We start from the raw sequence: 20,505 nt of genomic DNA, 5'->3' as shown, positions 1-20,505 counted from the left end.
TCGCATCGGACATAGGGTGAACCCACCGCAGGCGGGGAAGTGACCAAGGAGGTCGCAATCCCATATCGCGTGCAGGTCACATACGTGGAGCGGGCCCGACGAGCGGATCCGCGAGTGAAGGAGAAGCACATGCGTTTGACGCGGCGTTCCATGCTGGGGGCGACGGCTCTGACCGTCTCGATGACAGCCCTGGCGGCATGCAGCCAGGATCCCGGGAACAGTGGCGACGGAGCGTCCGACGGCGGTGGGGACCAGATCGCTGCCGACCAGAACGACATCAATGCGATGGAGCGGGACGAACTCGGCGAGGGAGGCGTGCTGCGCCTGGCGAACAACGCCTTCCCGGCGAACTGGAATCCGTTCCACACCGATGGCAACGAGGTCAATACGACCGATATGGTGCGCGCGATCGCTCCGGCCATGGGGACGGACGGCCTGTACCTCTACACGGCGGCAGGTGACGTCGTGCCCGATGAGCGTTTCGTGAAGCGCATCGAACTGACCTCCGAGGATCCGCAGGTCATGGAGATCGAGCTCAACGAAGGTATGACGTGGTCGGATGGCACCCCGATCGACTACACGTCGATCGAGAATGTCTTCACGGTCATGGACGGATCGAAGCCGGCCTACGGCATCGCCTCGTCGGAGGGCTACGACAAGGTCGAGAAGATCGAGCAGGGCGAGAATGACCTGACCGCCGTCGTCACCTTCGCCGAGAAGTACGCCGACTGGATCGGGCTCGCGGCGATCATGCCGGATGCGCTGGCCGAGTCCGCGGATGCCTTTAACACTGGCTGGCTGGAAGAGCCCAAGGTGACCGCCGGGCCGTACAAGATCGGGAAGATCGACGCCGCGAACAAGACCGTGCTGCTGGAGCCGGACGAGAACTGGTGGGGCGACAAGGCGCTTCTCGACCAGGTCCTGTTCACGACGATCGAGGATCCGGCAGCGACCGCCACCAGTTTCCAGAACGGCCAGCTCGACGTCATCGAGACCGACGTGCCGGCGACGTACTCGGTGGTCGAGCCGATGATCGGCAGCGGCGCCACGCTGCGGAAGGCCGCCGGACCGAACTGGACCCACATCACTCTCAACGGTGCGGAGGGTCGTCCCCTTGCTGACCAGGCCGTGCGCCAGGCGGTCCACCGCGCGATCGATCGCGAAGAGGTGTTCCTCGCCGTCAACGCGACGATGCCGTACCCGGAGAACACCGAGCCTCTGAACAACCACCTGCTGATGACGAATCAGGAGGGGTACCAGGACAACGCCGGCGATCTCGGGACCTATGACCCCGACGCGGCCAAGAAGCTTCTGGAGGATGCGGGCTACACCTTCGAGAACGATCTCGCCACGAAGGACGGCGAGCCGATCGAGATCACCTACGTCTACAACGACGGCTCGAAGACCAATGAGGCGGTCGTGCCGGTCGTGCAGGAGCAGCTCGCCGCGATCGGCATCACGATGAAGGTGCAGAAGGTTCCGCCGACGGACCTGTTCGCCAAGTACGTCATCCCGGGCGATTTCGACCTGACCCTGTTCGGCTGGGCCGGAAATCCGTTCCTGTCCTCCGGGGACGCGATCTGGAAATCGGACGGGGAGCAGAACTTCGGGAAGATCGGCGACCCGGAGACCGATGACCTCGTCGACCAGGCCGCCGCCGAAACCGATCCGGCGACGCGCCTGGACCTGATCAACCAGATCGATGCGCACCTGTGGGAGCTCGCAGGCACCATCCCGCTGTGGCAGTCCTACGACTTCTTCGTTCAGCATGACGATCTTGCGAACTATGGAGCCAGGGGTTTCCAGAGCCCCGACTGGACCAAGATCGGCTACGTCGCGGGATCGGACAAGCTCAGTTCCTGACCGCGTCCCCGCGCTGGCGCAGCCGCACCATCTTCCAGGAGAGCCCCGGTCCCCACGGACCGGGGCTCTCGCGTCTGCGCCGGGGCCACGCTCCGGGCGGCCGTCTTGGGCCCGCTGATCCACCGGAGAGCGTTCTGAGAGAGACTGCGTCCATGGTCACCGAGCGTCACGAGTCCCACGTCGGCGGTCCGCCGGAACGCCGGGGGTCTGCGGGCCGGCCGGACATCGCGGAGCGCGCTCTGCCAGCGCAGCGACTGCGCCCGCCGGGCGCAGACGCACCAGGCGAGCGCTACACCCGCCAGATGCGCCTGCCCCAGCTGGGCGAGCTCGGGCAGCGCAGGCTGGCCGCCTCCCGGGTCGCGGTCATCGGCGCCGGCGGCCTCGGTGCCCCTGTGCTCTCCTATCTCGCCGCCGCGGGCGTCGGCTCCCTCACGGTGTTCGACCCTGATGTCGTCGACGCCACCAATCTGCACCGGCAAGTGCTGTTCACCGCCGCGGACGTCGGCCGTTCCAAGGCCGTGGCGGCGGGCGAGCACCTGCGGGCGCAGAATCCCGGCGTCTCGGTCACGTCCGTGGTCGAGGCGGTCACGCCCACCACCGCGCTGGAGCAGCTGAACGGCCACGACCTGGTGCTCGACGGGACCGACAACTTCCCCACCCGGTACCTGGTCTCCGACGCCTGCGAGCTGCTCGACGTGCCGCTGGTGTGGGGTTCGATCCTCGCCTTCGCCGGGCAGGTCAGCGTGTTCTGGGGCGCTGGCGGCCGCGGCGTCACCTACCGCGACGTCCACCCCGTGCCGCCGCGCCCGGGGGAGGTGCCCAGCTGCGCCGAGGCCGGCGTGCTGGGGATGCTGTGCGGCGTGATCGGATCGACCATGGCGATGGAGGCCATCAAGGTCATCGCCGGTATGGGTGATGTGCTCTACGGCCGCCTCGCGCTCTACGACGCGCTGAGCGCCCGCTGGGACGAGCTGCCGATCGCCCGTGATCCGCAGCGCCCGCCCGTCGCCCGGATCGACGACATCGCCGTGACCTGCGGACTGCCCGGGCCGACGGCGCCGGGGACCGACGAGGTCGAGCCCGACGAGCTGCCGGCACTGCTGGCGGCCGGGACGCGGGTGCTCGACATCCGCGAGAGCTCGGAGCTGGCCGACGGGATGGTCCGCGGCGCCGAGCACGTGCCGATGGGCAGACTGCTGGATCCGGCGGAGGCGGATGATCCGGAGCTCGCACCGCAGGGACTCGACGGCGCGGTGCTCTACTGCGCGGCGGGGACCCGGTCGGCCAGCACCCAGCGGGTCCTCTCGGAGCGGGGGATCCGGGTGCGCTCCCTGCGCGGAGGCTTCGCGGCCGCCCAGAGCAGCGGGATCGAGCTCGTGCCCGTGCAGAGCAGCGAGGCCGATCGCCCGGATCAGCACCGCAGCGACGCCTCGTCCTGACGGCGCTGACCGCGCGCCGCTGAGCGGCCCTCGCCCTGACTGATCCCCGCCAGCAGCGCGACGCCCGTTCGCGCGGATCAGCCGCCCGCGAAGGGCGGCAGCACGTCGAGGCGATCCCCGTCGGTGAGCGGTCGGCTGCGATCCGTGCAGGCCACGGCGTTGACGAGGAAGCTCGAGCGCCCGATCACCCGTGCCGCCTGCGGGGTGGCGGTGCTCAGCAGGTCATCGATCGCGTCCTGCACGCTCGAGCCGTGCGCGCTCGCGGTGTCGGCCCCGTACTCGGCGGCGGCGCCGGCGAACAGGCGCACGGTGATGGTGGGGAGTGCGGTGCGGTTGCCGGCACCGCTCGCGCCGGCGCCAGCATCAGAGAGGTCGGGCGTGCTCACGTCGTCTCCTGGTGGGTCATCCGCCGATGGCGCTCATGGGTCGTTCGGGCTGGACGAAGTCCGCTCTGTCCATGCCGTGGCCTGCCTTCTTGCCCCACTGGGCGGCCCGCCAGATCTCGGCGATCGCTTCGTCGTCGGCCTCGGAGCGCAGGGTGCCGCGCAGGTCCGTCTCCTCCCGGGAGAACAGGCAGGTGCGCACCCGGCCCTCGGCGGTCAGGCGGGTGCGTCGGCAGTCCGCGCAGAACGGTTCGGTGACCGAGGCGATGATGCCGACCCGGCCGCGGTGGCGCCCGGTGAGACGATCGGTGACCTCGAACAGCTCGGCCGGAGCGCCGTTGCGGTCCTCGGCCACCGGCGTGAGCTCGTAGGAGGGGCGCAGCATCGCGTGGACGTCGGCGGCGGTGATCATGGAGGTGCGGTCCCAGATGTGGTCCGCATCCAGCGGCATCTGCTCGATCACCCGCAACTGCAGATCGCGGCTCAGACACCAGTCCAGCAGCTCCGGCAGCTCGTGGTCATTGACCCCGGGCAGCAGCACGGCGTTGATCTTGATCGGGTCCAGGCCGGCCTGCTGCGCGCCGTCGATCCCGGCCAGCACGCGGTGGAGGAGGGGGCGCCGGCTGAGCCGCTCGAAGGTCTCGGAGACGACGGAATCCAGGGAGACGTTGATGCGGTCCAGCCCCGCCTCGCGCAGTCGCGATGCCCGATGGTCGAGCCCGATCGCGTTGGTGGTCAGCGAGATATCGGGACGAGGGGTCAGCGCCGCGACGCCGGCGATGATCTCCTCGAGGTCGGGCCGGGTCAGCGGCTCGCCGCCGGTGAAGCGCACCTGCTCGATGCCCAGGCGCTCCACCCCGATCCGCACCAGGCGCACGACCTCCTCGGGAGAGAGCATCTGGTCCTTGTTCAGGAAGGTGAGCCCGGAGGCGGGCATGCAGTAGGTGCAGCGGAGGTTGCAGAAGTCCGTCAGCGACATCCGCAGGTCGGTGGCGGCGCGTCCGAACCGGTCGGCAAGGGCCGGCGTCGTCGGGCGGTCCGAGGTGTCGGGCAGCTCGGGCGCGGCGTCGTCGGTCGTGCGCGGCTTGGGGATCCCCAGTCCGATGCGGCGGGAACTCATGGCGCGGCCCTCCCTTCGCGGTGGCCCGGTCTGCACGGTGTCCGGTCTGCGCAGTGTCCGGTCTGCAGGGTGTCCGATCAGGATAGGCCTCGTGGGCCGGCCGGGGGCATCCGGGGCGGCGATGAGGGCACCCGGCGAGTGATCACGGCCGAGGCGCCACGGTGGTGCGGGGCCATACTGGGACCTCCGGGAGGGCACGTGAGATGACGGCCCGACGTCCGTACGCGAAGGAGGCCACCACGATGACCGGTGCCCAGCGCATCCCGCTGGCCGAGCACGTGGCAGACGCCGTCGCCCTGCTCGCCGCCTCGCGCCGGGGAGAGGTGGTCGCGCTCGACGGGCAGGCCGTGGGGCGGGTGGCTGCCGGCCAGCAGCGGGCGCTGGTCGACGTCCCCGGTCACGACAACTCCCAGATGGACGGATATGCCGTCGCCAGTGCGGATCTTCCCTCAGCGGCCGGGGTCCCGGTGACGCTGCCGCTGGGTGGGACGATCGCCGCGGGCGACGGCCCGGGACGCCTCGCCTCCGGCACGGCCCGGCCCATCATGACCGGTGCCGCGATCCCAGAGGGAGCCGACCATGTGGTTCCCGTCGAGGAGAGCGGGGCGGGCAGCTTCCATCCGGCCATCGGTGCCGGCACCGGCGCCGACACCGGTGCCGCGCCCGATACGGTCACTCTGACGCCGCAGTCCACCGCCGCGGGGCGCTTCGTGCGGGCCCGGGGCTCGGACACCCATCACGGCGACACCATCCTGCGCAGCGGCCAGGTGCTCACGCCGGCCCGGATCGCCCACCTCGCCGCCTGCGGCCTCTCCGACGTCGAGGTCGAGGCGCCGCTGCGGGTGATCGTGCTGTCCACCGGCAGCGAGGTCGCGGCCGACGGGGCAGAGCGCGAGGGGGCCGGTCTCCCGGACGGGGCCGTGTACGACGCCAACGGCCCCGGACTGGCGGCCGCCCTGACCGCTGCCGGCGCCGAGGTGGTCCACCGCGGCGCCGTGCCCGATGACGCGACAGCACTGGTCACCCGCCTGCGGGCCCAGGTCGCCGAGCACGACGCCGACCTCATCGTCACCAGCGGTGGCGTCAGCGCCGGAGCCTTCGAGGTGGTCCGCCACGCGGCCGCCGGCGACGGCGTCACCATGGCGTTCCCCTCGGTCGCGATGCAGCCGGGCGGACCGCAGGGCATCGGCACCCTCCACCTGCCCGACCGCCGCGTGCCCTGGCTCGCCTTCCCCGGCAACCCCGTCTCCGCGCTGCTGAGCTGTGAACTCATCGCCCGTCCCGCACTCGGCGCCCCGCCTCGGCGACGACTGCACCTGCCCGTCCAGCTGGAGGGAGAGGAGTCCTCCCCGCCGCAGCTCGCGCAGTACCGTCGGGCCCGCGTGCTGCCCTCGGGGCGCGTGCGCCTGGTCGCCGGAGCCTCCTCGCACCTGATCGGCGGGCTCGCCGCGGCCGACGCCCTCGCGATCATCCCCGTCGGCACCGAGGTGGTGCGCGACGGGGACATCCTCGAGACCCTGCTGATTCCCGGAGGAGAGAGATGAACGACCTCTCGCACGTGCGGGCCGACGGCTCCGCCCACATGGTCGACGTGACCGCCAAGAACATCACCGCACGCGAGGCCAGCGCCCGCGCCGTGCTGCGCACCCGGCCCGACGTCGTCGAGCGGATCGCCGCCGGGGACCTGCCCAAGGGGGAGGCCCTGGCCACCGCCCGCATCGCAGGGATCATGGGCGCCAAACGCACCAGCGACCTGATCCCGCTGTGCCACCCGCTGCCGCTGTCCGGCGTCGAGCTGGACCTCGCGCCCCGAGAGGACCGCGTCGAGATCACCGCGCGTGTGCGCACCAAGGGCGTCACCGGCGTGGAGATGGAGGCGCTGACGGCAGCCACCGTGGCCGCCCTGACGATCTACGACATGATCAAGGCCGTCGATCACCTAGCCCGCATCGAGGACGTCGCCGTGCTCGCGAAGTCCGGAGGCAAGAGCGGCGACTGGAGCCGCGAGAGCGAGCGCGACGGCGACAGGGCGACGGAGGAGGAGACCCCATGAAGCAGATGCCCGCCCAGCGCAGCGACGCCGACTGCTCCGCACGCACCGACCCCGAGGACGCCCCGGCCCTGAGCGGCACCGCCCGGATCATCATCGCCTCGACCCGCGCGGCCGACGGCACCTACGAGGATCGCACCGGACCCCTGCTCGTCCAGTGGCTCGAGGACCGCGGACTGGACCAGGTCGAGCGGCACGTCGTGCCCGACGGGCCGGACGTCGGCACCGCCCTCTCCGCAGCGATCGAGGCCGGCATCGACATCATCGTCACCTCCGGCGGCACCGGCATCAGTCCCACCGATGTCACCCCCGAGCAGACCGCCCCGCTGCTGCAGCGCGAGATGCCCGGCGTGCTCGAGGCCGTCCGCCGCCTCGGTGCCGAGAAGTCCCCGACCGCGCTGCTCAGCCGGGGCGTCGCCGGCATGGCGGGACGCAGCTTCGTGGTGAACCTGCCCGGGTCGCGCGGGGGAGTGCGTGACGGGATCGCCGTGCTCGATCCGATCCTCGACCACCTGCTCGAACAGCGCGACGGTGGAGACCACGCATGAGCGGCGGTGATCGCCTCAGCGCGACCGGGAACCAGGTGCCGGACCCGACCCGTGGCGCGGCCCCGTTCGCGGGGGAGCCCGCCGCAGATCCGCACCGGCTGCGCGTCCCCGGAGGACCGCCGATGGGCGAGCCCGGCCAGCGGGTGCGCCTGGCCGAGATACGGGAGAGCGCGATCTCCGTGGCCCAGATGGCCGACGCCGTCAGTGATCCTCGCTGCGGCGCCGTCGTCACCTTCGACGGGGTGGTGCGCGATCACGATGGAGGTCGCGGAGTCCAACGCCTCGAATACACCGCACATCCGAGCGCCGGCGAGGTGATCGCCGAGGTCGCCCGGGAGATCGCCGAGCGCTACCCGGACGCCATGATCGCCGTCGCCCACCGCCACGGCCCGTTGGGCATCGGCGACTCGGCACTGACCTGCGCGGTCTCCGCCCCGCACCGCAAACAGGCCTTCGTCGCCTGCGACGACCTGGTCGACACCGTCAAGCAGCGCGTGCCGATCTGGAAGCATCAGATCTTCGAGGACGGCGGCACCGAATGGGTCGGAGCCCTCGGCTGACCCGTCGCCGTGCCGTTCACGACCACTCGCCATCGCCAGGAGGCCACCACGTGTCCCAGCCATCCGCGCCCGGGAGCAACCGGCGTCGTGACAACGAAAGTCCCCCGCACGAGCCTGTGCAGGAGGTGCTGCTGGCCCTCGGCGTCCGCCCGGAGACGGTGAGCCGGCTGCCCGAGCTGGACGCCCTGTGGCAGGAGATCCGGCGCGTCGGGCGGCAGTACCCGGATCTCTCGCTCGAGGAGGAGCCGCCGCCCGCCGCCGAGCGGCCGGGCGTCGGGACCTCCGCCGCGACGCCACCGGAGGTGCGGGCGCGTTTCGAGAACGACCTCGACCGCGCCTACCGGCTCGGCATGCCCCTCGCGCGCGAGACCCTCGCCGCGCTCGATGAGCACGAGATCCGCCCCGAGCTCGCCGGATACGACCGCGCCGCCCTCCAGGCCGGCCTCACCGATCTCGAGGACCTGTACGAATCCGGATCCTGGCGCGGCGCCGACGGAGCCACACTGCGCGGCTACGTCGACTGGGTGCAGGAGCGCCATCCCTGGCGCACCGCCGTGGCCCCGCCCCGCCGCGGCGAGGTCCCGCGCATCGTGGACGTGCTGCGCCGCGTGCCGCCGGCGACGCTGCGCCCGGTGACCAAGACCCGCAACCGGTTCGTGCTGGGAATCCTGGTCCGCATCGGGCTGTACATGATCCGCCGCAACCCCGGGCTCACCGACGTGACTGGCACCGCCGACAGCACCGGAACCCGCGGCTGATCCCGACCGGCCGCGCGAACCGGGCCGGCAGGCGGGCCGGGCCGGCTCAGGATTGGAGCCAGCATGTGCACAGCTGGCCCCTATATAGCGCTATCGGTGCACATGGTGGCTCCAATTCGCCCGCACCTGAGGTCGCCCCGCCCGACCGGCCGCTCCGTCCGCCCCTCTTCACCTGCCCGTCACCCGCGGTGGCTACCGTGCCTCCATGCGCATCCTCCACCTCAGCGACACCCACCTCTACGGCGACCCGGCCGCTCGCCACTACGACCGCATCGACACCACCGCCGCCCTGCACGGACTGCTCTCCCGCTGCCAGGGGCTGACCGGCATCGACGCAGTCGTCCACACCGGAGACGCCTCCGAGGACGGCACCCCGGCCAGCTACCGACTGCTGCACGAGATCCTCGATCCCTTCGCCGCCGCCCTGGGCGCTCCCCTCGTCGTGGCCATGGGCAACCACGACGTCTCCGTCGCGTACGGCGAGACCATCGCCCCTGGTGACCGGGGCGCGACCAGCCAGGATCGCGTCGTCCGCCCGGAGAACGGGGCCCGCATCGTGGTGCTGGATTCCAGCATCCCCGGCGCGGGGTACGGGCATCTGGAGGACGAGCAGCTCCAGTGGCTGCGCGGCGTCCTCGCCGAGCCCGCGCAGGGCGGCACCGTGCTCGCGATCCACCATCCGCCGCTGGTCGCCGCCACCACGCTGCTGCTGGGCCTGGACCTCGACGGCCTCGACCAGCTGGCGAGCGTGCTGGCGGGCTCCGACGTGCGGATCGTGCTCTCGGGCCACTACCACCACGAGATGACCGCTGCGATCGCGGGGATCCCCGTGCACGTGGTCCCGGGCATCACCAACGTGGTCGACCCGGTCACCGCCGGGGATCACGAGCAGTCGCTGGCGCAGTCGGGGATGAGCATCGTCGAGCTGGGGGAGGCCCCGACGGACGCGCCGCGGGTGGTCACCTCCGTGTTCCCCAATGCCGGAGACACGCTGGCCGACATGAGCGTGCCGGTCTACGACATGGGGCCGGAACAGGTCGCGGCGATCCTGGAGGCCGCCGGCCGGTGAGCCCGTCCGCGAGGCCCCTCCGGTGTCGCCCCGGAGAACCCGTCGGCGAGGCACCCGCCGTGCCCGGGACGGCCCCGGTTTAGCACTCGCCTTGCACGAGTGCCAGCTCGGTCCTAGAGTTGGCGTCGTTGGCAGTCGAAGGCCGAGAGTGCCAGAGACTGTCAGTCAGGAATCTTCCCCGGTCGGCACCGCGACGACGACCGGGATCGAGGTCCCTGGAACCCCGAACTCACAGAGTCATCTCTTCATGAAGGAGTGAGCCGCCATGTCGGTCTCCATCAAGCCCCTCGAGGATCGCGTCGTCGTCAAGCCGCTCGAAGCCGAGCAGACCACCGCTTCCGGTCTGGTCATTCCGGACACCGCGAAGGAGAAGCCCCAGGAGGGCGAGGTCGTCGCCGTCGGCGCCGGTCGTTTCAACGACAAGGGCGAGCGCGTGCCCATGGACGTCAAGGAGGGCGACAAGGTCGTCTTCTCGAAGTACGGCGGCACGGAGCTGAAGTACGGCAACGAGGAGTACCTGGTCCTCGGCGCCCGTGACATCCTCGCCATCATCGACAACTGAGTGAACTGAGGCCTGGAAACTCATGGCAAAAGAGATCATCTACGACGAGGAAGCGCGTCGCGCCCTCGAGCGCGGTGTCGACAAGCTCGCCAACACCGTCAAGGTCACGCTCGGCCCCAAGGGCCGCAACGTGGTTCTGGACAAGAAGTGGGGCGCGCCCACCATCACCAATGACGGCGTGACCATCGCCCGTGAGATCGAGCTCGAGGATCCCTACGAGAACCTCGGCGCTCAGCTCACCAAGGAGGTCGCGACCAAGACCAACGACGTGGCCGGTGACGGCACCACCACCGCCACGGTCCTGGCCCAGGCGCTCGTGCACGAGGGCCTGCGCAACGTCGCCTCCGGCGCGGCTCCGGCCGCCCTGAAGCGCGGCATCGAGAAGGCCGCCGAGGCGCTCTCCGAGAAGCTCGGCGACATCGCCATCGAGGTCGAGGGCAAGGAGCAGATCGCGAACGTCGCCTCGGTCTCCAGCCAGGACCGCGAGATCGGCGAGCTGCTCGCCGAGGCGTTCGACAAGGTCGGCAAGGACGGCGTCATCACGGTCGAGGAGTCCTCGACCACCGCGATGGAGCTGGACTTCACCGAGGGCATGCAGTTCGACAAGGGCTACATCTCCCCGCACTTCGTCACCGACGCGGATCGCCAGGAGACCGTCCTCGAGGATGCCCACGTCCTGCTCGTCCAGAGCAAGATCTCGGCGGTGGCGGATCTGCTGCCGCTGCTGGAGAAGATCGTCGAGGGCGGCAAGCCGCTGTTCATCATCGCGGAGGACGTCGACGGCGAGGCCCTGTCCACGCTGGTCGTCAACAAGATCCGCGGCACCTTCAAGGGTGCGGCCGTCAAGGCTCCCGCGTTCGGCGATCGCCGCAAGGCGATGCTGCAGGACATCGCGGTGCTCACCGGCGCCCAGGTGGTCACCTCCGACCTCGGCCTGGACCTCAAGACCGTCGGCACCGAGGTGCTCGGTCAGGCCGGTCGCGTGGTCGTCACCAAGGACTCCACCACGATCGTGGGCGGCGCCGGTGACGAGCAGGCCGTGGCCGATCGTGTCGGGCAGATTCGCTCCGAGATCGAGAACACCGACTCCGACTGGGATCGCGAGAAGCTCCAGGAGCGCCTCGCGAAGCTCGCCGGTGGCGTGTCCGTGATCAAGGTCGGCGCTCACACCGAGGTCGAGCTCAAGGAGAAGAAGATGCGCATCGAGGACGCGGTCTCCGCGACGCGTGCGGCCATCGAGCAGGGCATCGTGGCCGGTGGCGGCAGCGCCATCGTCCAGGCCGCCGCGGCTCTCGAGAGCGACCTCGGCCTGACCGGCGACGAGGCTGTCGGCGCGCGCGCCGTCACCCGCGCGGTGGTCGAGCCGCTGCGCTGGATCGCCGAGAACGCCGGCTTCGAGGGCTACGTCGTCGTCGAGCGGGTCAAGGAGGCTCAGGTCGGACACGGCCTGAACGCCGCGACCGGCGAGTACGTCGACCTCGTGGCCGCGGGCATCATCGACCCGGTCAAGGTCACCCGCTCGGCGCTACGCAACGCGGCGTCCATCGCGGGCATGGTCCTGACCACCGAGACGCTCGTCATCGAGAAGCAGGACGACGAGGACGAGTGATCCAGGACTGACCTGACGGTCATCCACTCGGCCGACGGGCGGGCAGAACGGGGACACCCCGGGCTGCCCGCCCGTTCTCGTCCCCCGGGCAGCATCCTCGACCCAACGGGTCCGGATCAGCAGGCCGGACCAGCACCGATACGTGCTCCGAAGCGGCTCCGGCAGGCCTAAGATGAGCGAGCCACAGACGACCCGCCCCCGGAGGAGAAGTGATGACCCGCAGCTCCGAGGACGTCGCGCGGGCGACGGACGACGACCGCCCGACCCGCACCTACGGGCCTCCGGCCGCCGTCGTGATCGGCACGCTGGTGGCGGGCTTCGTGTTCGTCGTGGTCCTCGAGTTCCTCGTGATCATCAGCTTCGTCGGCCAGCGGCTGTGGAACGACCCCCAGATGATGCGCGATCCGGTGTTCACCGCGCCCTTGCTGCTGTGGGTGCTGATCGCGGCCACGGCGGCCGTCGGCTGCCTGCGCGTGCTGACCGCCTGGCTGCAGATCGATGCCGAGGGGTTCCAGCTGCGCGGCCTGGGTCGCCGCACCCGGCAGGCCCGGTGGGACGAGGTGGGCCAGGTGATCGCGGTGCGCGACATCGAGCGCGGACTCGGGCCCACCGAGATGCTGGACGCCTCCGAGACCGCCTACGACGGCGTGTACGTCCTGGACCCCGAGGGCCGGCGGATCCTCGCCGTCTCCAGCCGCTTCTTCGGCCCCCGAGCCCAGGAGATGACGCTGCGCCGCGCCCAGGAGGCGGGCGCCCACGTCGACCACATCGAGGCGATCACCACCGCTGAGCTGCGCCGGCAGGTGCCGCAGGCCATGCGATTCAGCGACCGTCACCCCAACCTGATCCTGGTTCTGCTGATGCTCATCTACGTCTTCCACAACGTGCTGACCTTCGCCGTGTGGGGACTGTGAGCGGCGGGTCGGCCGCCGACGGTGCGAGGGCCGACGTGACGGGACGAGACGACGGCGGCCGGGGTCGGCAGCTGCTGCACCGGCCAGACCAGCCGGGGCGCGCCGCTCGGCGACGCGCCCGTGCCAGGCCGGCGCCCCTGCCTCAGCGGGACGGACTGGACGCCGTGCGGTGGCAGGTACCGCGGGATGCGGTCGAGACTCCCGCGCTGGAGGCCCTGCGGGAGCGGTACCCGGCACTGACCGATGAGGAGGCGACGCCTCTGGCGGAGCGATTCGCACGGGGCGACATCGTCGACGCCGACGGACGTCCCTGGGTCGCCGCGGATCTTGTCGGCCCCGGGGACGAGCTGTGGTTCCACCGTGAGCTGCGCACCGAGGACGTGCCCGAGATCGAACTCGACATCCTCCATCGCGACGAACATCTACTGGTGCTGGACAAGCCCCACGGTATGGCGACCATGCCGCGGGGCACCCACATCCTCGCCAGCGCGCTCGTGCGGCTGCGCCGTCTCACCGGGCTGACCACGCTGACGCCGCTGCACCGCCTGGACCGGCCCACGGCCGGGGTCCTTGCCTTCGGGATCCGGCCCGAGGAGCGGTCCGCGTACCAGCAGCTGTTCGCACGCGGCGAGGCGGACAAGGAATACCTGGCGCGCGTGCGCATCTCCCGCTCGGGCCCGCCCGGCGAGCGAATCGCTGAGCTGACCGGTCCGGCTGGTCCGGCTGGTCCGGCTGGTCCGGCTGGTCCGGCCGGTGAGGGTGCCGCCCGCCCGGGGCATCGAGCGATCCTCCGCGACCGGCTGGAGAAGCCGCGGGGAGAGCTGCGCGCCCGGACGGTCGACGGGGTGCCGAACGCGGAGACCGAGCTCGAGGTCATCGCCGTCGAACCCGACGACGTCCTCCTGCTGCGACTCCGGCCGCGCACCGGGCGCACCCACCAGCTGCGGGCCCAGCTCGCCGCGCGCGGCGCCCCGATCCTCGGCGACACCCTCTACAGCACGAACCCCGACGGCGGGGACGCTCCGGCGCGGAATCACCATGTCGAGGAGCCGACCCGGCAGCCGCTGCAGCTGCTCGCCCGCACGCTGGCCTTCACCGACCCGGTCACGGGCGAGGACCGGAGCTGGACGAGCCGGCAGGAGCTCGGCGGTCCCGGGTGAGCTCGACTCGCCGTGCCACCGCCTACGCTGGGGCGGTGCAACCCCCCAGCCCCCGGCGCACCCGCGGCGGTGCCGTCCTCGTCGGCCCCAGCCTGCGTGCCCGCTACGTGCCGGGCGCGCTGATCGGGCTGCCGCTGGTCTCCGTGCTGCTGGCACCGTTCGCCGGGGCCGCGCTGCAGCAGTGGCGTCGCGCGCAGCTCACCGATGGTCATGACTCGGCGCTGGCGGATCTCCTGGCACCTGCGTGGGTCCAGTTGCTGCTCGGCGCCGTGCTGCTGTGGGCGCTGTTCGCGCTGTGGGCGCTGGTGCCGATGCTGCTGACCCACCGGGTCGTGCATCTGGACGAGCGCGCGGGCACCCTCCTTCTGCGCCGCGGTCTGCGCACCATCGATCGAGCCGACCTGAGGGACGTCGACCATGCCGTCGGCGAGGCCGAGCGGGGCAGCATCGCCGTGATCGGAATCAGGGGCGCCGGGACGCGGGGGAGCGGCCCGGTGCGCACCCAGGGTGCGGCACGAGCCCAGGGCGCGGTGCGAACCCAGGGCGCCGTCCGCGACCGCGAGACGGCCGACGGCGAGACTCCGGTGCGCCAGTGGATCGTCCCCGAGATCGGCTGGGACAGCGCCTCCTTCGACGGGCTGCGTGCGCTGCAGGCCGCCGCGGGACTCCGCCCCGCCCCGTCCCGCGCCGAGCTCGTGGCGGAGAATCGTCGCGTGCGCAGAGCGGCTGCCCACCGGGAGCTCGCCGATCGACTCGGCATGCCGTGGAAGGACGAGTACGCGCATGACGAGGCCGCGTTCCAGGAGGAGTTCGACCGCGTCCGCCGCGTGCTCGGGGGCAAAGAGCCGCCGCGCGAGGGCGACCCCCGGCCGTAGCGATCCTCGGGCCGGGCGAGGTCCGGCGCGCGAGGCTCTTCCGGGGTGATGCGACACTCATCCGCGCAGCTGCCGCGGCCGTTTCCCGCCCTGCCCAGGGCAATGTTCTCGCCCTGCGCGGGGTGATGGTGGCCACCCATGGCGTTCTCGCAGGTCAGGAGGCGGCCTGTGAGGGCAGGTGTGGCGAGCAGGACTGCACGGGCCGGGCCCGCGCGGCTACGATCGGGCCATGACGAGCGCGGATCCCTTCGGTTTCATCGGCCTGACCTACGACGACGTCCTGCTGCTGCCGGGGGAGACCGATGTGATCCCCTCCGAGGCAGACACCTCAAGTCGGCTGACCCGGGAGATCACCCTGCGGGTGCCGCTGGCCAGCGCCGCGATGGACACCGTCACCGAGTCCCGGATGGCGATCGCCATGGCTCGCCACGGCGGCATCGGCATCCTGCACCGCAACCTCTCCATCGAGGACCAGGCCCACCAGGTCGATCTGGTCAAGCGTACCCAGACCGGTCGCATCACCAACCCGGTGACCATCGGCCCCGAAGCCACCCTGGAGGACTTCGACGCGGTCTGCGGCCAGTACCGCGTCTCCGGCCTGCCCGTGGTCGACGAGACCGAGCACCTGCTGGGCATCTGCACCAACCGCGACCTGCGCTTCATCCCCGTCGCCGAGTGGGCCCGCACCAAGGTCCGCGACGTCATGACTACCGAGCTGTTCACCGCGCCCGAGGACGTCACCCCCGAGCAGGCCACCGCCCTGCTGCGCAAGAACAAGCGAGAGCGACTGCCGCTGGTCGACGCCGACGGCGTGCTGCGCGGGCTGATCACCGTGAAGGACTTCGTGAAGTCCGAGCAGTTCCCCGACGCCTCCAAGGATTCCCAGGGGCGCCTCCTGGTCGGCGCGGGCGTCGGCTTCTTCGGTGACTCCCTCGAGCGCGCCGGCGCGCTGCGCGATGCGGGGGCCGACGTGCTGGTCGTCGACACCGCCAACGGCCACGCCCGTCTCGCCCTGGACATGATCCGGCGCATCAAGAACGACCCCGCCTTCGCCGGCGTCCAGGTCATCGGCGGCAACGTCGCCACCCGCGCCGGCGCGCAGGCCCTCGTCGATGCCGGGGCCGACGCGGTCAAGGTCGGCGTCGGACCCGGTTCCATCTGCACCACGCGCGTGGTCGCCGGCGTCGGCGTCCCCCAGATCACCGCCATCCACGAAGCTTCCAAGGCCTGCGGGCCCGCGGGCGTGCCGCTGATCGGCGACGGCGGCCTGCAGTACTCCGGTGACATCGCCAAGGCCCTGGTCGCCGGGGCCGACACCGTCATGGTCGGCTCGCTGCTGGCCGGAACCGAGGAGTCCCCGGGCGAGGTCGTCCTCGTCGGCGGCAAGCAGTACAAGTCCTACCGCGGCATGGGCTCGCTCGGGGCCATGGCCTCCCGCGGCAAGCAGTCCTTCTCCAAGGACCGCTACTTCCAGGCCGACGTCTCCAGCGACGACAACATCGTTCCCGAGGGCATCGAGGGCCGCGTCGCCTATCGCGGCCAGCTCGGCACGGTCATCCATCAGCTCGTCGGCGGGCTGCACCAGTCGATGTTCTACGTCGGCGCGAACACCGTGGCCGAGCTCAAGGAGAACGGCCAGTTCGTGCGCATCACCTCGGCCGGTCTGAAGGAATCCCACCCGCACGACATGGCCGCGATCATGGAAGCTCCCAACTACACGTCGCACTGAGGCCGCGCGTCGCTCTGTGAGCACACGTGCCGCTGGGCCCGCACCTGTCTGACTCCGCACGTCCCGCTGATCCCGCACACGCCATCGAGCGCACGGCACGGGTCCTCCCCAACACGCCCTCGTCCACTGCCGCCCGCGCAGGGACCGGCCGTCAGCCGCGGCCGATAGCCTGAGTGCATGCCCTCCACCTGGATCGACCTCCCCCTGCTCGGATTCGACACCGAGACCACCGGCACGAACGTGACCTCCGACCGGATCGTCACCGTGGCGCTGGTGCACTCGGTCGGCCCCGGCCGGGAGAACGAGACCATCGCGACCTGGCTCATCGACCCCGAGATGGACATCCCCGAACCCGCGCAGCGCGTCCACGGCATCAGCACCGAGCACGCCCGCGCGCACGGCATGGCCGCCGCCGCGGCACTGGACGAAGTGGCCACGATGATCGCGGAGGCCCTCGGCAAGGACGTGCCCCTGGTCGCCTTCAACGGCAGCTTCGACCTGGCCATCCTCGAGAACGAACTGACCCGGCTCGGCCTGCCCACGCTCGCCGCCCGCCTCGGCCACGACATCGCCCCGGTGCTGGACCCCCTGGTGGTGGACCGGGGAGTGGACCGGTACCGCAAGGGCAAGCGCACCCTGACCGACCTGCTCGCCCACTACGGCATCGAGCAGGACGGGCAGCTGCACACGGCCGACGTCGACGTCTCCGCCACCCTGGACGTGCTGCGCGCCCTCGTCACGGCCCACCGGCAGCTGGCCGCATCGACCCTGGCCGATCTCCACCGCGAACAGATCGCCTGGCACCGTTCGTGGGCGGAGAACTTCAACCAGTTTCTCCAGAAGAAGGGCCGCACGCCCGACGTCAGCCTCACCTGGCCGCTGTGAGCCGAGCGCGCCTGCGCCGGGTGACGCTGCGAGAAGAGCGCACTGACCTGCCTTGACCCGTCAGAGCCCGTCGGCGGAGTCCTTCCACATCGCCGTGGTGCGCCACGATGCCGCCCGTGCCAGCCCGGCCACCACGGCACCGAGCACCAGCAGCGGCCACCCGGGCTCGAGGCCGGAGGGCCTGCCATCCAGCGCGGACCACAGACCCAGTACGCCCATGAGGGCGACGGATGCGCCGACGCCGATGACCCACACCGCATGCATGGCGTGCGCATCGGTCAGCTGCCATGGCACCTCCGGGAGACCACGGGCGGCTCTGCCGGCGGCCGCGGAGTTCGCGGTTCCACGTCGGGAGGCGGCGAACCTCATCAGCTGCAGCAGCCGGGTCAGCGAGAACCCTCCCAGTGCCAGCGCGCTGGCCAGGACCAGTCCGCTCATCGGCCGGGCGTCCCCGGCGGCCGGCTCCGTCTGGACGAGTCGAATGACCTCGAGAGCCATCAGCGCCACGCCCACGCCGGTGACCGCCCAGGGCCACAGCAGGGAAGGTCCCCGCTCGCGGCGTCCGTCCTCCGAGGTCATCGGACCACGGTATCCCGGGGAGGTGTCGGGGTGCGCCGCCCGTAGAGCGCCTCTAGGGTGAGTGCCATGGAACCCCGCGATGCATTCCACGGCGGTGACGCCGCACCTGCCGAGGGGGCCGGGCCGGGTGCAGCCGTCTCCGCCGAAGCGGCCGGGGCCTCGCGGCGGCCCTCGTCCGTGCTCACCACCAGCACGATCATCACGGGGATCGCCGCCGGACTTCTCGGCCTGCTGCACGGCGGCGACATGGTTCAGCGGCTGTTGGGCACCGGCAGGTTCACGGTCAACGACCTTGCCGGCGCCACCATCGTCCTGCGCCGGTCGCTGGCATCGCCGCCGGCGATCGCCATCGACGTGGCGCAGACTGCTGCCTGGATGGCACTGAGCGTACTGGCGATCGTGGGCGGCGCGATGGCGCTGGGACTCTCCCGCGGCCGCGCCCGGGTGGGCGGCGCCGCGGCGATCATCGCGGTGGTGGCACCGCTGGTGCTCACCATCCCCGCGGCGGTTCTCAGCCGGTACGCCTCGATGACTTTCGACAACAGTTTCTTCGCCATGGTGGCAGGGGTGCTGGTCCTGGCCTCCGGAACCGGCCTGGTGGCCGGCCTGCTCTCCTGCGTGCTGCTGCTGACTGCGCCCCGCCGTGCCCCGACCGTCCGCGCGTCCGTCGCCTCCGGGGTCGTCGCGATCACGGGCGCGCTGGTTCTGCTGGGCGAATCCGCCGTCGCCCTGGTGCGGGTGCTGATGTCGGGGGTGAGCTGGTGGAGCTACGGATGGGCGGGGCTGTTCTTCACGGGGTGGCCCGCTACCGCCACCGTGACCATCGTGGCACTGCTCGGCATGGTCCTCGCCGGCATCGGCGGCGGCATGGCACTGGGGTCGCCCTCGCGCCTCGCCCGCGCGGGTGGTGGCTTCCTGCTCGGCGCGCTGCTGATCAGGGTGCTCGTCCAGGAGATCTTCGGCGGGATGTTCGTCTGGTTCCAGTCGCGGCTGTCCCTGTACGCGGACCTGGGTGCGGTCCGTGCGTTCGAGTCGGTGAACACCTTCCTCGTCCCGACCCTGACCGGGATCGGCCTGCTCCTGGTGGTGGCCGGCCTCATCGCGGCAGCCGCCTCCACGAGAAGGCCGGACGGGACATAGCTCGTCGCCGGTAGACTCCCTGCGTGATGAGCGAGATCGAGATCGGCCGCAACAAGCGGGGACGGCGCAGCTACAGCTTCGACGACGTGGCGGTGGTCCCCTCCCGACGCACCCGGGACCCGGAGGACGTCTCCACGGCGTGGCAGGTCGACGCCTACCACTTCGACATCCCGATCTTCGCCGCCCCGATGGACTCGCTGATGTCCCCGGAGACTGCGATCCAGCTCGGCCGGCTCGGCGGGCTCGGCGTGCTCGACCTCGAGGGCCTGTGGACCCGCTACGAGGATCCCTCGGCGCAGTTCGCGCAGGTCGCTGCCGCCTCGGGCGACGAGGTGGTGAACGTGATGCGCTCGATCTACCAGGAGCCGGTCAAGCCCGAGCTGATCCGTGACCGCATCCAGCAGCTGCGCGACGCGGGCGTCACCGCCGCCGGGGCACTGTCCCCGCAGCGCACGCAGGAGCACTGGAAGACAGTGGTCGATGCCGGGGTGGACCTGTTCTTCATCCGCGGCACCACCGTCTCGGCCGAGCACGTCTCGACCGGGCGCGAACCCCTGAACCTCAAGCGCTTCATCTACGAGCTCGACGTGCCCGTCATCGTCGGCGGCTGCGCGACCTACACCGCCGCGCTGCACCTGATGCGCACCGGCGCGGCAGGAGTCCTCGTCGGCTTCGGCGGCGGCGCCTCCCAGACCACCGAGGAGACCCTCGGCATCTCCGTCCCGCTCGCCAGTGCGGTGGCCGACGTCGCCGCCGCCCGCCGCGACTACATGGACGAATCCGGTGGCCGCTACGTGCATGTCATCGCCGACGGCGGCCTGGGCCGCTCCGGTGACCTGATCAAGGCGATCGCCTGCGGCTCCGACGGCCTCATGGTCGGTGCGGCGCTCGCTCGCGCCGAGGAGGCCCCCGGCGGCGGTCACCACTGGGGCTCGGAGGCCCACCACCCGACCCTGACCCGCGGTCACCGCGTCGAGGTCGGCACCGCCGGGTCCCTCGAGCAGATCCTGTTCGGGCCCTCCAACGGAGCCGATGGCACCACCAACCTCGTCGGCGCTCTGCGCCACGCGATGGCCACCACCGGCTACCTCGACCTCAAGGAGTTCCAGCGCGTCGAGGTCGTCACCACGGCCTGAGGCGCTCGGACCCCGCCGCGCCGGCCCGAGCCCCCAGCGCGCGCCGCACCACGGCGAGGCCCCAGCGCGCGCCGCACCACGGCGAGGCCCCAGCGCGCCGCGGGCGTCCTGGCGCGGGATCTGCGA

At 71.3% G+C, this 20,505-nt stretch carries 20 protein-coding genes; 17 read left to right on the top strand and 3 right to left on the bottom strand.

The features are described 5' to 3' along the window. Positions 1 to 129 precede the first annotated feature (129 nt). Positions 130 to 1,863 (top strand): ABC transporter family substrate-binding protein, encoded by a 1,734-nt coding sequence (locus ACFQRD_RS02320; RefSeq protein ID WP_377803428.1) that lies wholly within the window; start codon positions 130 to 132, stop codon positions 1,861 to 1,863. Between the two features lie 152 nt (positions 1,864 to 2,015). Next, positions 2,016 to 3,302, top strand: coding sequence for a ThiF family adenylyltransferase (locus tag ACFQRD_RS02315; protein ID WP_377803427.1), 1,287 nt, complete (start codon positions 2,016 to 2,018; stop codon positions 3,300 to 3,302). A gap of 77 nt (positions 3,303 to 3,379) precedes the next feature. Here ACFQRD_RS02315 and ACFQRD_RS02310 read toward each other — a convergent pair whose 3' ends face one another. Next, positions 3,380 to 3,688: a MoaD/ThiS family protein gene (locus ACFQRD_RS02310; protein ID WP_377793367.1), complete on the bottom strand. Its 309-nt coding sequence runs from the start codon at positions 3,686 to 3,688 to the stop codon at positions 3,380 to 3,382. A gap of 16 nt (positions 3,689 to 3,704) precedes the next feature. Next, positions 3,705 to 4,805 (bottom strand): GTP 3',8-cyclase MoaA, encoded by a 1,101-nt coding sequence (gene moaA, locus ACFQRD_RS02305; protein WP_377803426.1) that lies wholly within the window; start codon positions 4,803 to 4,805, stop codon positions 3,705 to 3,707. Between the two features lie 203 nt (positions 4,806 to 5,008). On the opposite strand from moaA, the gene glp reads away from it, so the two are divergent. From glp to ACFQRD_RS02240, 13 genes are all read left to right on the top strand, one after another. Then, positions 5,009 to 6,349: a gephyrin-like molybdotransferase Glp gene (gene glp, locus ACFQRD_RS02300; protein WP_377803425.1), complete on the top strand. Its 1,341-nt coding sequence runs from the start codon at positions 5,009 to 5,011 to the stop codon at positions 6,347 to 6,349. Then, a complete protein-coding gene (moaC, locus tag ACFQRD_RS02295; protein ID WP_377793364.1) occupies positions 6,346 to 6,858 on the top strand; it encodes a cyclic pyranopterin monophosphate synthase MoaC in 513 nt (170 codons plus the stop codon). Before glp ends, moaC begins: the two co-directional genes overlap by 4 nt. Continuing rightward, positions 6,855 to 7,403, top strand: a complete 549-nt coding sequence (locus ACFQRD_RS02290; RefSeq protein WP_377793363.1) for a molybdenum cofactor biosynthesis protein B — start codon at positions 6,855 to 6,857, stop codon at positions 7,401 to 7,403. The genes moaC and ACFQRD_RS02290 overlap by 4 nt, the downstream gene beginning before the upstream one ends. Next, positions 7,400 to 7,963: a molybdenum cofactor biosynthesis protein MoaE gene (locus ACFQRD_RS02285; RefSeq protein ID WP_377793361.1), complete on the top strand. Its 564-nt coding sequence runs from the start codon at positions 7,400 to 7,402 to the stop codon at positions 7,961 to 7,963. Before ACFQRD_RS02290 ends, ACFQRD_RS02285 begins: the two co-directional genes overlap by 4 nt. 50 nt (positions 7,964 to 8,013) lie before the next feature. Then, positions 8,014 to 8,721, top strand: coding sequence for a hypothetical protein (locus ACFQRD_RS02280; RefSeq protein WP_377803424.1), 708 nt, complete (start codon positions 8,014 to 8,016; stop codon positions 8,719 to 8,721). Between the two features lie 205 nt (positions 8,722 to 8,926). Further along, entirely contained in the window at positions 8,927 to 9,790 is an 864-nt protein-coding gene (locus tag ACFQRD_RS02275) for a metallophosphoesterase family protein (protein WP_377803423.1), read from the top strand. A gap of 265 nt (positions 9,791 to 10,055) precedes the next feature. After that, positions 10,056 to 10,352: a co-chaperone GroES gene (gene groES, locus ACFQRD_RS02270; protein WP_377016285.1), complete on the top strand. Its 297-nt coding sequence runs from the start codon at positions 10,056 to 10,058 to the stop codon at positions 10,350 to 10,352. Positions 10,353 to 10,374: 22 nt separating this feature from the next. Further along, positions 10,375 to 11,961: a chaperonin GroEL gene (gene groL / locus ACFQRD_RS02265; RefSeq protein WP_377016287.1), complete on the top strand. Its 1,587-nt coding sequence runs from the start codon at positions 10,375 to 10,377 to the stop codon at positions 11,959 to 11,961. A 212-nt stretch (positions 11,962 to 12,173) separates the two neighbouring features. Continuing rightward, the gene (locus tag ACFQRD_RS02260) at positions 12,174 to 12,875 is read left to right on the top strand and encodes a hypothetical protein (RefSeq protein ID WP_377803422.1); all 702 of its coding nucleotides are present in this window, start codon (positions 12,174 to 12,176) and stop codon (positions 12,873 to 12,875) included. Positions 12,876 to 13,039: 164 nt separating this feature from the next. Continuing rightward, positions 13,040 to 14,035 carry a pseudouridine synthase gene (locus ACFQRD_RS02255; protein ID WP_377803421.1) on the top strand — a complete coding sequence of 332 codons (996 nt, stop codon included), beginning with the start codon at positions 13,040 to 13,042 and terminating at the stop codon, positions 14,033 to 14,035. Positions 14,036 to 14,070: 35 nt separating this feature from the next. Beyond that, positions 14,071 to 14,910, top strand: a complete 840-nt coding sequence (locus tag ACFQRD_RS02250; RefSeq protein WP_377793356.1) for a hypothetical protein — start codon at positions 14,071 to 14,073, stop codon at positions 14,908 to 14,910. A gap of 229 nt (positions 14,911 to 15,139) precedes the next feature. Then, positions 15,140 to 16,639 (top strand): IMP dehydrogenase, encoded by a 1,500-nt coding sequence (gene guaB / locus ACFQRD_RS02245; protein ID WP_377016295.1) that lies wholly within the window; start codon positions 15,140 to 15,142, stop codon positions 16,637 to 16,639. Positions 16,640 to 16,816: 177 nt separating this feature from the next. Next, positions 16,817 to 17,524, top strand: coding sequence for an exonuclease domain-containing protein (locus ACFQRD_RS02240; RefSeq protein ID WP_377793355.1), 708 nt, complete (start codon positions 16,817 to 16,819; stop codon positions 17,522 to 17,524). Between the two features lie 60 nt (positions 17,525 to 17,584). On the opposite strand, the gene ACFQRD_RS02235 is transcribed toward ACFQRD_RS02240, so the two are convergent. Continuing rightward, positions 17,585 to 18,103, bottom strand: coding sequence for a hypothetical protein (locus tag ACFQRD_RS02235; protein WP_377803420.1), 519 nt, complete (start codon positions 18,101 to 18,103; stop codon positions 17,585 to 17,587). Positions 18,104 to 18,169: 66 nt separating this feature from the next. On the opposite strand from ACFQRD_RS02235, the gene ACFQRD_RS02230 reads away from it, so the two are divergent. Both ACFQRD_RS02230 and ACFQRD_RS02225 read left to right on the top strand, forming a co-directional pair. Continuing rightward, a complete protein-coding gene (locus tag ACFQRD_RS02230) occupies positions 18,170 to 19,243 on the top strand; it encodes a hypothetical protein (RefSeq protein WP_377803419.1) in 1,074 nt (357 codons plus the stop codon). Between the two features lie 26 nt (positions 19,244 to 19,269). Further along, complete coding sequence (locus ACFQRD_RS02225) at positions 19,270 to 20,379, top strand: GuaB3 family IMP dehydrogenase-related protein (RefSeq protein WP_377016305.1); 1,110 nt, start codon at positions 19,270 to 19,272, stop codon at positions 20,377 to 20,379. Positions 20,380 to 20,505: the final 126 nt, after the last annotated feature.

It is taken from the genome of Brachybacterium sp. GCM10030268 (assembly GCF_042666305.1).
Lineage (GTDB): Bacteria > Actinomycetota > Actinomycetes > Actinomycetales > Dermabacteraceae > Brachybacterium.
Note: the sequence above shows the minus strand (reverse complement) of the source record. Positions and strands in the feature narration are given on the sequence as shown.

What these genes read in the sequence shown, in the direction of transcription:
- ACFQRD_RS02320 (WP_377803428.1), top strand. Translation starts at nt 130, where the DNA reads ATGCGTTTGACGCGGCGTTCCATGCTGGGGGCGACGGCTCTGACCGTC.
- ACFQRD_RS02315 (WP_377803427.1), top strand. Translation starts at nt 2,016, where the DNA reads ATGGTCACCGAGCGTCACGAGTCCCACGTCGGCGGTCCGCCGGAACGC.
- moaA (WP_377803426.1), bottom strand. Translation starts at nt 4,805, where the DNA reads ATGAGTTCCCGCCGCATCGGACTGGGGATCCCCAAGCCGCGCACGACC.
- glp (WP_377803425.1), top strand. Translation starts at nt 5,009, where the DNA reads ATGACGGCCCGACGTCCGTACGCGAAGGAGGCCACCACGATGACCGGT.
- moaC (WP_377793364.1), top strand. Translation starts at nt 6,346, where the DNA reads ATGAACGACCTCTCGCACGTGCGGGCCGACGGCTCCGCCCACATGGTC.
- ACFQRD_RS02290 (WP_377793363.1), top strand. Translation starts at nt 6,855, where the DNA reads ATGAAGCAGATGCCCGCCCAGCGCAGCGACGCCGACTGCTCCGCACGC.
- ACFQRD_RS02285 (WP_377793361.1), top strand. Translation starts at nt 7,400, where the DNA reads ATGAGCGGCGGTGATCGCCTCAGCGCGACCGGGAACCAGGTGCCGGAC.
- ACFQRD_RS02275 (WP_377803423.1), top strand. Translation starts at nt 8,927, where the DNA reads ATGCGCATCCTCCACCTCAGCGACACCCACCTCTACGGCGACCCGGCC.
- groES (WP_377016285.1), top strand. Translation starts at nt 10,056, where the DNA reads ATGTCGGTCTCCATCAAGCCCCTCGAGGATCGCGTCGTCGTCAAGCCG.
- groL (WP_377016287.1), top strand. Translation starts at nt 10,375, where the DNA reads ATGGCAAAAGAGATCATCTACGACGAGGAAGCGCGTCGCGCCCTCGAG.
- ACFQRD_RS02260 (WP_377803422.1), top strand. Translation starts at nt 12,174, where the DNA reads ATGACCCGCAGCTCCGAGGACGTCGCGCGGGCGACGGACGACGACCGC.
- guaB (WP_377016295.1), top strand. Translation starts at nt 15,140, where the DNA reads ATGACGAGCGCGGATCCCTTCGGTTTCATCGGCCTGACCTACGACGAC.
- ACFQRD_RS02240 (WP_377793355.1), top strand. Translation starts at nt 16,817, where the DNA reads ATGCCCTCCACCTGGATCGACCTCCCCCTGCTCGGATTCGACACCGAG.
- ACFQRD_RS02235 (WP_377803420.1), bottom strand. Translation starts at nt 18,103, where the DNA reads ATGACCTCGGAGGACGGACGCCGCGAGCGGGGACCTTCCCTGCTGTGG.
- ACFQRD_RS02230 (WP_377803419.1), top strand. Translation starts at nt 18,170, where the DNA reads ATGGAACCCCGCGATGCATTCCACGGCGGTGACGCCGCACCTGCCGAG.
- ACFQRD_RS02225 (WP_377016305.1), top strand. Translation starts at nt 19,270, where the DNA reads ATGAGCGAGATCGAGATCGGCCGCAACAAGCGGGGACGGCGCAGCTAC.